The organism is Diaminobutyricibacter sp. McL0608 (assembly GCF_039613825.1).
Taxonomy (GTDB): Bacteria; Actinomycetota; Actinomycetes; order Actinomycetales; family Microbacteriaceae; genus Diaminobutyricibacter.
Genome location: NZ_CP154826.1, coordinates 3263585 through 3277476 on the forward strand (window position 1 = coordinate 3263585; position 13892 = coordinate 3277476).

A 13892-nucleotide genomic window follows, 5' to 3' on the forward strand; every position below is an offset into this window, starting at 1 on the left:
CTCATCCTTTCGTCCCTGAGAACGCGATTCCCTGGATGAACTGTTTCTGCAGTATCGCGAACGTGATCAGCATCGGAATCGTCGCGAGCAGCGCACTGGCCATCAGAATAGGGAAATTCGTCAGGTGGATCCCGACCATCTGGGCGAGGCCAACCGATAGGGGCATCTTGTCGGGATCCGTTGTGATCACGAGCGGCCAGAGCAGATCGTTCCACGACCACAGCACGGTGAAGACCGTGAGCGCGACGATGCCCGGTTTGGCCAGGGGTAGCATCACCCTCCAGAACGTCTGCCAGACGTTAGCTCCGTCTATCCGCGCCGCTTCCTCCAATTCGACCGGCATCGACATGAAGAACTGGCGCATCAGGAACGTGCCGAATGCACTGAAGATCCCAGGGACGATCAAGCCCTGAAGAGTGTTCAGCCACCCGAGAGCCTGGACGATCTCGTACTGCGGCAGCAAGTAGAGCTGTGACGGCACCATCAGTACCGAGAGGAAGACGATGAAAACGACATTGCGCCCCTTGAACGGAATGCGCGCGAACGCGTAGCCCGCCATAGTGCACAGAACCACCTGACCCAAGGTGCGGCCCACCGTCAGTACCACGGAGTTGAGGAACATCTGCCCGAAGGGTATCGATTCGAAGACGGCGGCGAAGTTGGTGAAGAGCCAGGGGCTGGGAATGATCTGCGGCGGCACCTGGACAGAGCCGGCGAAGGTCTTGAATGCGGTCAAGACTTGCCATACGAACGGGAAAACCATGATCAGGGCACCGACGCTCAGCAGAACGTGCACCACGACCGGCGGCCTGCTTCTACGCACCGGCTGTCTGCTGGCGGGCGCTGCCGCTCGGGATCGCGTCGAAGCGCTATTCATAGTGCACCCACTTCTTCTGCAGCCGGAACTGAATCACGGTCAGGACGAGGATGATTATCAAGAGGAGAAACGCGATCGCCGCCGCATATCCCCGATCGTTGTCGAGGAACCCGGCTTGGTAGAAGAGGTAGACGATGGTTCGGGTATCCGGCATGGCCGGGTTGGTACGTCCGATCATCATGTAGACCAGGTCGAAAACCTGTAGCGCGCCGATCACACTGATCACGCTGACGAAGAAGATGCTCGGGCTCAGCAGCGGCACAGTGATCGAAAAGAACTTCCGCACAGGCCCCGCGCCATCGAGGTCCGCCGCCTCCATCACCGTGTCAGGAATGCTCAGGAGTCCTGCCATGAAGATCACGATGTTCGTTCCGAGTCCTGCCCAGATCCCCACAACGGCCACCGCGATCAGTGCTGTTGCCGGATTGGTCAGCCACGAGGTGCCCTGGATACCCACCAAGCTGAGCGTCTCGTTGAGGATTCCGTAGTCGCCGTTGTAGAGCATCCGCCAGACCAGGGCAATTGCCGCTGGCATGGTGACGACCGGAAGGAAGTACAGCAGGCGATAGAAGCTTCGCCCCCTTAACCCTTTTGTGTTCAGTAACGCCGCGATCGCCACAGCAATCGGCACACCGAGTAGAGCGACGAACGTGTAGATCGCGGTATTGCGGAGCGCGCCGAGCAGGTCCGGGTCGCTGAACAGCGATGCGTAGTTGGCGAATCCCACCCATGTCGAACCGCCGAAGGCGCCCGACTTGGTAAACGAGAGAATGAACGTACGAATTGTGGGCCAGAGGTAGAAGACGGTCAGACCGAGAGCGGTGGGGCCGATGAACAGGAGCGCCCACCACGGCGACTGCCTCGGTCCCCGACGGCGCGACGCCGCCCGGGGGCGCGCCCCGCCCGGCGCCGGGATGGTACCCGACGCCGGAACGGAACGCTCCAACGGCCTTGTGGTTGCAACGGACACGAGTGACTACTCCTTGTCCAGCGCGGCCTGCATCTGCCTGGCGAGCTCCTTGAGGCCAGCCTCCGGGGTCACGCTGAGTGCCCACACCTGCGAGAGGATGCTGTCTTCGCTGCTGTTCCACGCGGCCGTGTTCTTCGAGACCGGGTATGGAACGGCCGTCTTGAGCTCATCGATGAATGTCGAGAGATGGTAGTTCGGCATTGAGTCCACCCACAGTTGCTGCGTACCGTTGTATGCGGGTATGACGGCACCGACCTTGGCCGTGATGAGCGCGGCCTGTTTGCCACTGGCGAACTCAGCGAACTTCTTGGCGAGATCCAGGTGCGCGGACTTTGCGTTGGCCACGTTTGCGAGGCCGTGAATCACGCTCTGGCTTCCGTCATGCCCCTTGGGCAGCGGCGCGACATCGATGTCGTTCTTGATGGCGTCATTGCTGTTGAAAGTGCCCGCGCTCCACGAGCCACTCCAATACATCGCGACCTTGCCCGAAGTGAACATGTCCTCCGGCGCAGTATCGGTCATTTGCTGCTGGGTCGGCGAGACTCCGTCTTTGATCTGGTCAACCCAGAAGTCGATGCCTTTGAGTGCCTCGGGCGAACCGTAACCGGACTTCGTGCCGGCCTTGTTGATGACATAACCGCCAGCCTGGGGAATCGTGTTGTAGTAATTCTGCTGGTTATTCAGCGCTGCTGCGCTGCCCCAAACTCCCTTGGCCTTGTTGGTCAGCGCTTTGGCGTCCGAGAGGTAGTCGTCCCAAGTCCAACCCGCTTTGGGGTAAGCGAGACCAGCAGCATCGAACAGCTTCTTGTTGTACCAGACACCGATTGTGTCGAAGTCCTTCGGCGCTCCATACTGCTTGCCGTCATAGGTGTAGAGGTCGACCAGACCTTTGGGGTAGTTGCTGGTGTCAAAAGTCAGCGGGGCCAGCTGCCCATTCGACGCATAAAGCTGGAAGTTCGGGCCATTCATCCAGAACACGTCCGGGCCGCTGCCCCCGGAGAGCGACGTCTGAAGCTTGGTGAAGTAGTCGGCGTGCGGGGTCATCTCCTCCTCGACCGTAACGTTCGGGTTCGCCTTCTCGAACGCGGCAATGATCTGATCCTGCATGGGCGACGGCGACTTGTCCCAGCTCGCATAGCGCAGAGTGACATGAGCGTTGGTGTCACCGGCTTGCGATGAGGAGCAGGCCGAGAGGCCCGCCAGGCCCAGCACGGCGGCGGCGAGTATGGCTGCCGTTCGGTGGTGTTTTGATAGGTGGCGCATCTATTTCTCCTTTGACTGTAGGTGGCACGGACTTTCAGAACTTGCGTAATCATTGCGGTTAAACGTTTAACAAACGGATCACTCGAATGAGCCCGATCGGAGTTGATGGTCAGTGTTACTGGCCCCCGACGACGACGATGAACTCCCATGGCCGCAAAGGTTCGCTGAGCCGCACCACTCCGCCGACCCACGTCCCTGCCGCGCGGCTGCCATCGCGGCGGACGTGCACAACAGTCGTCTGCTCCTCTCGCACGTTCATGCGGAGTGGGAACTCGGCGGGCGCGTCGTCGCCTCCAGCGTTCCATACCGCGACAGCCTCGCGGTCGCCGTCGGCGAGTGAATACGGGACAAGCCACGGCGCTCCCGACGCGCGCACGCCGCGACCGCCGAGCCAGTCGACGATCGCAGTCAGCTGCGCGGCGAGCTGCCGGCTGAGAACGAGGTTCGGCCGGTCCGCCGGCCACGGGACCGTGGCGACGCGGCCGCCGCGATCGTTCTCGAAGAGAACGGCGCCGTGTCCGGCCGGCCGGCCGGCCGCGTCCACCAGGGAGCTGATGATGCGCGCGCCCTCAGCGGGCACGCCTTGCATGATCCGGCAGGGGGCGCCGCCTGGGACCTCGGGCCACGTGGCCGGGTCCACCGAGAACGAGGCGCCGGGGCGAAGCGTGAAGGGCGCGTCGTGGCAGACCTCGCGAGTCGCGACGATAGCGGCCGGGCGTTCGACGAACTCCGCACCGTCGAGGCCGATGAGATGGCCGAAGCCGCGCCGGGCCAGCACGACGGCCGCGCCGGCATCCAGCAGCAGGCCTCCCCCGAGCATCCGACCGAGCTCGTCGTCGTCGAAGCCCCAGGCGGACTCCCCGGACAGCGCGTTCACCGCACTCGCCGTCGCAGTCGTGGCGTGCCCTGTGCCGAGCAACGCGTGCGCCCAGCCGCGGTTGTGCACGACGAGGGACTGCCAACGGGGCGTCGAGCGGTCGAGCGCGACGTCCCGCCCAGCCGACATCGACCACGGCAAACCGACCCCGGTGCTCCGCATCGTCTTGGGGAAGCTCTCGGATAGCCAGTCCATGGTGCCGCGCCACTGCGCGAGAAAGCCGGAGAGCCCTGGCTCGTCGTCAGGATGGTTCGCCAAGAAGTCCGTCACGCTCAGCGCCAGCCCGTCACTGCCGGCGACGTGCGCCAGCGCCATCTGGGCGGCCGTCTGAGCGTATGACTTGTTCCAGGCGCCGTACGGCCAGCACTCGATCTCCGGGTATGACTCGAGCCCGGCGGGCTGAACGCCGCGTTGCTGGTCGATGAGGACGACGGAGCTGGCGAACTCGCGCCCAGTCACCTCGGAGTAGCCCCAGAAATGCGGGCGGTGTGCCGCGGGGATCTCCAGCCATGCGGGCCAGTCGCGACCCTCGGCGGCATGCTGCTCTGTCCGGCTCGACATGAGGCCGAGCCGGCTTCCTTCGGCCGCGACGGCGGCGCGACACAGGGCGAGCAGTTCCCGACCCGTCTCATCCCACATCCGCATCCACTCGGAACGCCAGGGACTCGGGGTGCCGGGCGCGGTGCACGTGGCCACCAGCTCCTCCCGGGATGTCTCGATGCCCGTCCTCACCGCGAACTCCTGCAGGTGGAGCGGGCAAAAGCAGCCGCCCCAGTCCAGAGGCATGTGGTTGTGGAGGCGGATGTCGTCCTCGATCCACACGGTTCCGTACCCGTCCCGGGCGCACCGGGACAGAACGTCGACGAAGTAGTCGCGCCACGTCGGGTCGAGCGGGCACACCTGCGCGGTCGCGGCACGTCCCCGCTGATCGACCATCGGCTGCCACCTCTGGTCCGCGTGGAAGGTCCGGTCCCAGTCGCCATGGCCGAGCGTGTTTGCGGGATTGAGGCTCACGTCGATGCCTGCCTCGAGGAGGGCGTCACGCCAGCCGCGGGCTGCCCCCAGCCAGCGCTCCAGCTCCTCGACAGTGACATGGCCGTCCCAGAACTCCATGTTGCACAGGAACAGGCACACCTCGTCGGCGCGCGAGTCCTTGGCGAACCGCGCGAGCCGCTCGCCGACCTCGCGTGAGTCCTCCGCCACATCGGGCTGGATCCGGAGTATGTAACGGGTGGGCATGTTACTTGACGCTCCCTGCGGTGAGACCGGCGCGCCAGAACCGCTGCAGGCAGAGGAAGGCTATGACGAGCGGGATGATCGAGAGGAAGGCACCGGTGATGGTCACGTTGTACGGAACACCGTTGTTGAACTGCGAGCGCCAGCCGGCCAGCCCTACGGTGACTGGTTGGAGAGACGCATCCGAGAGCATGATTGCCGGCAGGAGGTAGTTGTTCCAGATCGCCACGAACTGGAATAGGAAGATAGTGACGAGCGCCGGCGCCATCACCGGCGCCGCGATGCGCCAGAAGGCGCCGCCCTCGCTCGCCCCATCCAGTCTCGCGGCTTCGATCATCTCGTCGGGGACTGACGACGATGCGTAGACGCGCGACAGGTAGACCCCGAACGGGCTGACGATACTCGGCAGAGACACCGCCCAGAACGTATTCACAATCCCGATCGACGTGAACATGAGGTAAAGCGGCAGCGCGAACATCGGCGCCGGTATCAGAACGGCGGCGAGGATGACGTTGAAAACGGCGTTCTTGCCGCGGAAACGGTATTTCGCCAACGCGTACCCAGCCATCACCGACAGCGCGGTGCCGACCGCTGCGCCGAGGACGCTGTAGAGGGCGCTGTTGAGCATCCATCGCGCGAACAGGCCGCCCTGCATCGTGAACACCTGTTGGATGTTGTTCCAGAGGTCGAAGTGGGAGAACCAGAAGCCGTTCGTCGAGAAGAGGTAGCCGTTGTTCTTCGTGGCGGTCACCAGGAGCCACCAGACCGGAGCGAGCGAGTAGATCGCCGTGATAAGCAGAACCAGCCCGACGACGACCTTGCTCGGCAGGGGGGCCTGGGTTGGCGTGTATCCGCCGGAGGATCGCCGCCGGCGAGGGGCTGTGACGCTTGGCTTCAGTGTGGCAGTGGTCATCTCATACCTCGTTCGCGCGGCGCTGCGTCAGCTTCAGGAAGCCGAACGAAAGGACGCAGGTGGTCAGGGCGAGCACGAGCGACATCGCGGCTGCCAAGTTGTAGTTGTTCAGGTCGGCCGCGTGCTGGACCACCATGATCGGCGTGAAGGTCGACGTAACGGAGGGCGCGATGTGGCTGCCAGGTCCGAGGATCTGCGGCTCGTTGTATAGCTGGATGGTGCCGATGATCGAGAACACACCGGTGAGGATGAGCGCCGGCCGCACGAGCGGAACCTTGATCCTCCAGGCGATTCGCCACCCGGAGCAGCCGTCGATGGTCGCCGCCTCAATGAGCTCGGCCGGGATCGCCTTGAGCGCCGAGTGGATGATGAGCATGTTGTAGCCGGTCCAGGCCCAGGTGATCATGTTCGCGATCGAGAAGAGCACGAAGTCGGGCGACACAAAGTCGAGGTGGATGCCCAGCGGCGCAAGCAGGTCCTCGAACGGGCTGACGCCGGGCGCGTAGAGAAAGGACCACATGATTGCGGCAATCACCCCGGGCATCGCGAAAGGCAGGAAGTAGATCAGCCGGTAAGCCGCCCCGAACCGGGCGGACTTCGAGTCAAGAAGCAGCGCCAGCCCAAGGGCCACTCCAAGCATGATCGGCACCTGGATGATCCCGACGAGAGCCACGCGACCGATCGACTGGAGAAAGTCGGCGTTCTGGAACGTCGCGATGTAGTTCGCGAGCCCGACGAACACTGTCACGGGAGCATCGAAGCCGAGCCCGGAACGGCGCTGCTGGAAAAAGCTCTGGTAGATGGCGTAAGCGATGGGCGCGAGCATCACGAATGCGAACAGGGTTCCGAACGGCAGCAGGAATCGTGCCGCGTGCTTCGCATCGTGTGACTTACGGCGCCGTCGTCCACGGGCCACACGGGCATCATCGTTCCGACTCATGGCGGAGACCGTTGTTGTGGTTGAAGTAGAAGTTGTCACTTCGTTACCTGACGTTTTCGCGATGGGAGGACGCTCCGAACCACGGCGGGCCCGGAGCGTCCCGAGAGGATCTATTGGGTGACCGATAGACCCTGCGACTTCATCGCAGTGACCGTCGATTTCTGCACGGCGGTGACGACGCCGGGGAGCGTGTCGCTACCTGTGGTCGCCTTTCCGATCCCATCTGTGAAGTCCGTCTCGACCTGGGTCATCGTCGGACCCCATTTCCAGCTGGTGTCGGTGTTCGCCGCGGCATCCTTGAACACCTTATAGATGTCCTGGCCGCCGTAGAATGCCGAGGGCTGGTTCAGTTCGGGCATTTCGAGCGCCGCCTTCGACGCGGGGTAGATGCCTGTCTTTTTGATCAGATTCGCGACGCTCGACTTGTCGGTGCTGAACCAGGTGGCGAACTGAGTCGCCTCTTTGAGGTTCTTGCAACCCTTGAGGACAGCCGTCGTCGAGCCTCCGTTGTTGCCGGCCGCGGTCTCTCCGGCCGTCCACTGCGGCATCGGGGCGACAGCCCATTTGCCGGCCTGGGCGGGCAGGCTGGACTGGATGAGCGGCGCTGCCCACACCGCGGAGATCATGATCGGAATGTGGTCGGCTGCGACGTCCTTGATCCAGCCCTCGGCCAGCGTCGGCTCGCTCTTCACCAGGCCGCCGGCGACGAGGTCCTGCCAGTACGCGGCCACCTTCTGCGTCTGCGGGTTGTCGATCGACACCTTCCAGGAGTTCCCGTCGATGCCGAACCACGGTCCGCCGGCCTGCCACGAGTATGCGGCGACGTCGTATGCGTCCTGCGGCGAGGTCGTGAGGTAGTTGGCCGCACCGGTAGCCTTGAACTTCTTCGCGGCGTCAGCGAACTCCTGCCAGGTGGTGGGGACGGCGATGCCGTCCTTCTTGAGGATGTCCGTGCGGTAGAACATCGCCATGGGACCGGTGTCGACCGGGATCGCGACGATCTTGTCTGCGACGGAGACCTGGTTCCAGGTCCACTTCACGAATTTGTCCGCGCTGGCCTTCGCGTACGGAGAAATATCGGCGAGCGCGCCGGATGCGACGAACGTCGGCAGCGACTCGTCCCCCACCTGCGCGAGGCAGGGCGCCGTGCCGGCCTTGACCGCTGCCTGCATCTTGGCGTATCCGCCGCCCGATCCGGACGGGATCGTATTGAACTTGACCTGGATCTCCGGATGGCTCGCGTTCCAGAGCTTCACGGAGTCGTCATATCCGGGAGCCCAGCCCCAGAAGTCGAGAGTGATGTGCCCCCCGGAGGCCGCATCGCTGGATCCGGCGCCGCTGCACGCGGTCATTGCCAGAAGGGGGACCAAGGCGGCCACCGCCAGGGCGGTTCGCGCTCGAGTGGACTTCATGGTTCGACTCCTCATTGGGTCAAGGTCAGTGTGGCTGTGTGCCGGGTACAAATATCGAGTATGCACATCGAATTCCGTCTGGTCAACATATAATACGATTACTTCAGTTGGACTGCTCATTTGTCCAAACCACGGGAAGGACGAACGATGAACCCCACCACCTCCGAGGCGAGTTGGGCCGGCCGGGTCGCGCTGATCACTGGCGCGACAAAGGGAATCGGCCGCGCATGCGCGCTCCGCTTCGGCCGAAACGGGGCCGAGGTCGTCGTTCACGGCCGTGACGCGCTGGCCGCGGCCCGCGTCGTGGAGGAGATCAGTGTTGCCGGTGGCCGGGCACGCGCCATCCTCGGTGACCTCCGCGACGCCGAATTCTGCAAGCGGCTCATCGATTCAGCGGGAGAAAGCGCCGGACGTATCGACGCGCTGATCAACAATGCGGGTGCGAACGTCTTCAAGGGCACGCTCGAGGCCACGCTTGACGACTGGAACGACTGCCTCGACCTCGACCTGCGGGCGGCGTGGCTGTGCTCGAAAGAGGCCGTCGCGCATATGAGACCGGGTTCCGCGATCGTGAACGTCTCGTCGAATCACGCCGGCTCCACCCTTCCCGGGGTGTTCCCCTACAACGTCGCCAAGGCCGGACTCAACGCATTGACCCAGTCGCTCGCCATCGAACTGGCAGATCGCGGCATCCGCGTGAACACCGTGGCGCCGGGATACATCGACACCCCGATCAACGATGCCTACTTCGCGACATTCCCCGATCCAGAGGGTGCCCGCGCGGACGCCGAGAGACTGCACCCGATCGGCCGGCTGGGCACGGCTGACGAGGTCGCCGCTGCAATCGAGTTCCTCGCCGACGACCAGAGCTCAGGGTTCACCACCGGCACAACACTCACCATCGACGGCGGCCGTGCGGCTCTGCTGCAGGACCCGCGATCGACGGAGGCGACCGCGTGAGCCCCGCAGTCAATCTCGGAAGCACCGGTGCGGCCACCCCGCCACAGTCGCCCCGCCGCAGCGCGGCCTGGTTGGGCGACGGCGGGAAGAACGGCTTCATCGCCCGCCACCATCTGCGCCAATCAGGGTTGTCCGGCAGGCAGTTCGACGGCCGGCCTGTCATCGGCATCGCGAACTCGTGGTCAGAGCTGACCCCGTGCAACGCGCATCTGCGCGACTTGGCGAACGACGTCCGCCGCGGCATCCAACAGGCGGGCGGTCTCGCCCTGGAGTTCCCGTTCGTCTCTCTGGGCGAGCCGTTCATGCGGCCGTCCACGATGTTGTATCGCAATCTGGCTGCGATGGAACTCGAGGAGCTCATCCGCGCGAACCCGTTGGACGCGGTCGTGGTGCTCACGGGATGCGACAAGACCACTCCGGCGGGGTTGATGGCCATGGCGAGCGTCGACCTCCCGGCCATCCTGCTCACCGGCGGGCCGATGCTGAACGGACGCTTCCGCGGGCGCTCCGTCGGCTCGGGGACCGACATCTGGCGGATGACCGAGTCGTTGCGCGCCGGCGAGGTGACGCAGGCAGAGTTCACGGAGTTCGAGAGCAGCCTGAACCGGTCGGCCGGTCACTGCATGACGATGGGTACCGCATCCACCATGGCCTGTCTCGCCGAGGCACTCGGGATGCAACTTCCCGGCACGGCGGCCCTCCCCGCTGTCGACTCACGGCGTCGGGTGCTCGCAGAGGACACGGGGGCCCGCTCCGTCCAGCTTGCCGAAGAGGGTCTGCGGCCCTCGCACATCCTCACCCGGGCCGCGTTCGAGAACGCCATCAAAGTCAACGCGGCGATCGGTGGCTCCACCAACGCGATCCTGCATCTTCTGGCGATCGCCGGCCGGGCCGGGGTGGACGTCACGCTCGACGACATCGACGTACTGGGACGAAGCGTGCCTCTGCTCGTAGACCTGATGCCGAGTGGCCGATTCCTGATGGAGGAATTCGCTTACGCCGGCGGCGTCCCTGCACTGCTGTCCCGGCTCGGCGACGTGCTGGCCCGCGATGCGCTGACCGTGACCGGCCGGCCGATCGGCGACACGATCGAGGTCGGACGCGTCGACGACGCGGACGTCATCCGGCCGATCGAGGATCCCGTGCAGGCGGCGGGATCCGGCACGGCAGTCCTCCGCGGCAATCTGGCACCGGATGGCGCCGTCATCAAGATAAGCGCGGCCGATCCACGGCTTCTCAGTCACGAAGGACCCGCTCTGGTCTTCGACAGCCTGGAGGACTATCTCGCGGTGATCGACGACGACCTCGACGTCACCGCAGACACCGTGCTGGTGGTTCGGAACCTCGGCCCGCGAGGCTACCCGGGGATGCCCGAGGTCGGGAACCTGCCGCTGCCGAAAAAGCTTCTCGCGCAGGGTGTTCGCGACCTGGTCAGGATCTCGGACGCCCGAATGAGCGGGACCGCTTACGGTGCATGCGTCCTCCATGTCTCTCCCGAGGCGGCGGTGGGCGGCCCGCTCGCCCTCGTTCACACGGGCGACCGCATCCGGCTGGACGCTGACGCCCGCCGCCTCGACCTTCTCGTGCGTGACGACGAGCTGGCGACTCGCCGCGCAGAGTGGACGCCTCCCCCTGCGCCCGCGGGAAGCGGATGGATGCGCCTCTACGTCGACCACGTGCAGCAGGCGGACCGTGGGGCGGACTTCGACTTCCTCGTCGGAGTCCGCGGGGATGCTCCGGCCAAGGCGGCCTTCTGATGACCGGCGTACTGGGAACCGTCGCGCCGCCGGTGCGCGGCATCTGTCCAGTTCTGGAGACACCCTTCAACGACGACGAGTCGGTTGATTACGCCAGCTTCGACCGGTTGGTCGAACATGTGGTCGGCACCGGGGTGCGAAGCGTGATGTTCCCGGGATTCGCGTCGGAGTTCTACAAGCTCGGAGACGAGGAGCGCACCGAGCTGACCGAGCGGCTACTGAGGCGGGTCGCCTCGATCCAGGGTTTCACCGCTGTCATCTCGGTACCTGACCACGCCACCCGGCTCGCTGTGACGAGAGCAGTAGCGGCCGCGGAGGCCGGCGCCGGTGCGATCAATATCCTGCCCCCACACCAGCTGGGTCCAAGCGGGTCCTCGGTGCGCGAACACATCCGTGCCGTGGCGCGCGCCGTCGCCCCCGTGCCGGTCGTGGTGCAATACGCACCGGCCCAGACCGGCACCGCACTCGACGCAGCGACCATCGCTTCCCTCGCCGCAGACGAGCCCAACGTGAGCCAGGTCAAGGTGGAATCCACGCCGCCAGGCTCGCTCATCAGTGCCCTTCTGAACCAGACGCCATCGTTGAGCTCTGTCGTCGGCTATGGCGGCGTACAGCTGATCGACGCGCTCCGCCGTGGGGCCGTGGGCGCGCAGCCGGGCTGTTCCTTCACCGAACTCTACGTGGCCATCTGGAACGCGTGGGAGGGCGGCGATCGCGACGACGCGGTCCGCCTCCACACCCGCCTGCTGCCGTACATCTCCTATTGGATGCAGAGCGTGGAACTCATCATCGCGGCAGAGAAGAGGATCTCGCAGCGACGCGGGATCATCGCCTCCGACCGATGCCGCTCTCCTCTCCGTAGGCTCGACTCCGAGGAGGAAGCGATGATCGACCGGTTCCTCGCCGAGTTCGCCCACCATCTTCCGTCCCCGGCCTTCCAGAAGGAGATCCAGTGACCATCGATCGACAACACCCCGGCGCCACGGACCCAGCCATCATGGACCCGGTTCCTCTCCGCGGGCTGCACGGACATCTCCTTGAGCGGCTGGGCACAGCGATCGCTGACGGGTCGCTGGCTCCCGGCGAGCAGATCGTCCCTGAATCGCTCGCCCACTCCGTGTCCGTCTCCAGGACCGTCGTCCGGGAGGTGCTGAAAGTGCTGGAATCGAAAGGCCTGGTGACGGCCCGGCAGCGCAAGGGTACGCGGGTGTCTCCGGAGCACGAGTGGAATGTCCTCGATCCTGATGTGATCCGCTGGCGATCGAGCGGACCCAGCTCAGCACGCCAGCTTGCCGAACTGCTCGCGCTCCGTGGCGCCATCGAGCCGCTGGCCGCACGCACGGCGAGCGAGGCCGCTACCGAGGACGACCTCCGCACCCTCGACGGCTGGTTGACCGAGATGGATACCGCGGTCACCAACCAGGACTGGGCGGCGTTCACGGACGCCGACGTCTCGTTCCATCGGGCGCTGCTGCACGCGAGCGGCAGCCTGGCGATTGAACGCATCGCCGATCCGATCGAGGCCGCGATACGTGTCCGGCACCGGCTCCAGCTCGTCCCGGCGACGCTGTCCGCCGAAATGACCCAGCGCCATCGTGACATCGTCGACGCCATCCGTGACCACGACAGCAGCAGCGCCGAGGCCGCATCGCGGCGGATCGTGGATGTCGCGGGTTACGAAACGATGACCACGCTCTCCGCCCGCCTCGGCGGTACGGTCGCCCCGTGAGCCTCCGACTCGACGCGGTCTGCCTCGGCGAGACAATGGGGCAGTTCGTCCCCACCGATGGGCTCGGCGTCCAGGACTCGGTGGCCTTTGCACTGCACCAGGCCGGTGCGGAGTCCAACGTGGCGATCGGATTGAGCCGGCTGGGTCATCGCGTCGCCTTCTCGAGCCGTGTCGGAGACGACGCCATCGGGAGACGGGTCACCGCTGCGATCGCAACGAGCGGGGTCGACACCTCGCTAGTCCGCGTCATGCGCGACCGCAGGACAGGCGTGTTCGTCAAGGATCCGGGAGGCGGCTCCAGTGTCGTCGCCTACTATCGGTCAGGGTCCGCGGCGTCGTGTCTGAATCGCGACGATGTCGATGCCGCACTTCACAGGTCCCCCCGGCTCGTGCACCTGAGCGGGATCACCCCGGCTCTCTCCGCGAGCTGCGACGACGCCGTCGGCTACGCGATCGACCGGGCCAAGGGTATCGGTGCGACAGTGTCGTTCGACGTGAATCACCGGCCGGCACTGTGGCCGGGCGCGAACGCCGCACGCAGGCTCCAGGAACTCGCAGACGCGAGCGACGTGTGTTTCGTCGGTCTGGATGAGGCTGAGGAACTCTGGGGGATCCAAGATCCCAACGAGTTGCGCGCCCTTCTCCCCGGCCCTCGGGCACTCGTCGTGAAGGACGGGCCCCGGCGGGCAATCGCGTTCGAAGCCTCTGGCCCCGTCGTGGTCCCGGCGCTGCGCGTCGAGGTCGTCGAGGTCGTTGGCGCAGGCGACGCTTTCGCAGCAGGTTTCCTCTCGGCGTTTCTCCGCGGGCGTGGTGCCGGCGACTCGCTGCGCTCTGGGCACCTGCTCGCGCGCGCCGCGCTGCTGTCGCTCTCCGACCAAGGGGAGGCCCCGACGCCTTCTGAGCTGGCAGCATCCATCGACGACGGCTCACTCTGGGGAATTCAGTGAATCTCGAAGAA

Annotated in this window: 12 protein-coding genes; 5 read left to right on the top strand and 7 right to left on the bottom strand. The window is 65.2% G+C overall.

What is annotated here, in order from left to right:
- Nucleotide 1 precedes the first annotated feature (1 nt).
- The 7 genes from AAYO93_RS15645 to AAYO93_RS15675 all read right to left on the bottom strand — a co-directional run bounded on the left by AAYO93_RS15645 (nt 2) and on the right by AAYO93_RS15675 (nt 8488).
- Nucleotides 2-799, bottom strand: a complete 798-nt coding sequence (locus tag AAYO93_RS15645) for a carbohydrate ABC transporter permease (protein WP_345762088.1) — start codon at nt 797-799, stop codon at nt 2-4.
- Between the two features lie 70 nt (nt 800-869).
- Nucleotides 870-1604 (bottom strand): carbohydrate ABC transporter permease, encoded by a 735-nt coding sequence (locus AAYO93_RS15650; RefSeq protein ID WP_345762089.1) that lies wholly within the window; start codon nt 1602-1604, stop codon nt 870-872.
- A 249-nt stretch (nt 1605-1853) separates the two neighbouring features.
- On the bottom strand, nt 1854-3110 hold the full coding sequence (locus tag AAYO93_RS15655) for an ABC transporter substrate-binding protein (protein ID WP_345762090.1): 1257 nt from the start codon (nt 3108-3110) through the stop codon (nt 1854-1856).
- A 115-nt stretch (nt 3111-3225) separates the two neighbouring features.
- Nucleotides 3226-5226, bottom strand: a complete 2001-nt coding sequence (locus AAYO93_RS15660; RefSeq protein ID WP_345762091.1) for a hypothetical protein — start codon at nt 5224-5226, stop codon at nt 3226-3228.
- 1 nt (nt 5227) lies between these two features.
- Nucleotides 5228-6136: a carbohydrate ABC transporter permease gene (locus AAYO93_RS15665; protein ID WP_345762092.1), complete on the bottom strand. Its 909-nt coding sequence runs from the start codon at nt 6134-6136 to the stop codon at nt 5228-5230.
- A 1-nt stretch (nt 6137) separates the two neighbouring features.
- The gene (locus tag AAYO93_RS15670) at nt 6138-7076 is read right to left on the bottom strand and encodes a carbohydrate ABC transporter permease (protein ID WP_345762093.1); all 939 of its coding nucleotides are present in this window, start codon (nt 7074-7076) and stop codon (nt 6138-6140) included.
- Between the two features lie 110 nt (nt 7077-7186).
- On the bottom strand, nt 7187-8488 hold the full coding sequence (locus AAYO93_RS15675; RefSeq protein WP_345762094.1) for an ABC transporter substrate-binding protein: 1302 nt from the start codon (nt 8486-8488) through the stop codon (nt 7187-7189).
- Between the two features lie 147 nt (nt 8489-8635).
- Here AAYO93_RS15675 and AAYO93_RS15680 point away from each other — a divergent pair, with 147 nt between their 5' ends.
- The 5 genes from AAYO93_RS15680 to AAYO93_RS15700 are packed head-to-tail and all read left to right on the top strand — an operon-like array spanning nt 8636 to nt 13881.
- Nucleotides 8636-9448, top strand: a complete 813-nt coding sequence (locus AAYO93_RS15680; protein WP_345762095.1) for an SDR family NAD(P)-dependent oxidoreductase — start codon at nt 8636-8638, stop codon at nt 9446-9448.
- Nucleotides 9445-11205: an IlvD/Edd family dehydratase gene (locus AAYO93_RS15685; RefSeq protein ID WP_345762096.1), complete on the top strand. Its 1761-nt coding sequence runs from the start codon at nt 9445-9447 to the stop codon at nt 11203-11205. Before AAYO93_RS15680 ends, AAYO93_RS15685 begins: the two co-directional genes overlap by 4 nt.
- Nucleotides 11205-12161, top strand: a complete 957-nt coding sequence (locus AAYO93_RS15690; RefSeq protein ID WP_345762097.1) for a dihydrodipicolinate synthase family protein — start codon at nt 11205-11207, stop codon at nt 12159-12161. The genes AAYO93_RS15685 and AAYO93_RS15690 overlap by 1 nt, the downstream gene beginning before the upstream one ends.
- On the top strand, nt 12158-12934 hold the full coding sequence (locus AAYO93_RS15695; RefSeq protein WP_345762098.1) for a FadR/GntR family transcriptional regulator: 777 nt from the start codon (nt 12158-12160) through the stop codon (nt 12932-12934). The genes AAYO93_RS15690 and AAYO93_RS15695 overlap by 4 nt, the downstream gene beginning before the upstream one ends.
- Nucleotides 12931-13881: a sugar kinase gene (locus AAYO93_RS15700; protein WP_345762099.1), complete on the top strand. Its 951-nt coding sequence runs from the start codon at nt 12931-12933 to the stop codon at nt 13879-13881. Before AAYO93_RS15695 ends, AAYO93_RS15700 begins: the two co-directional genes overlap by 4 nt.
- The last annotated feature ends 11 nt before the right edge of the window (nt 13882-13892 follow it).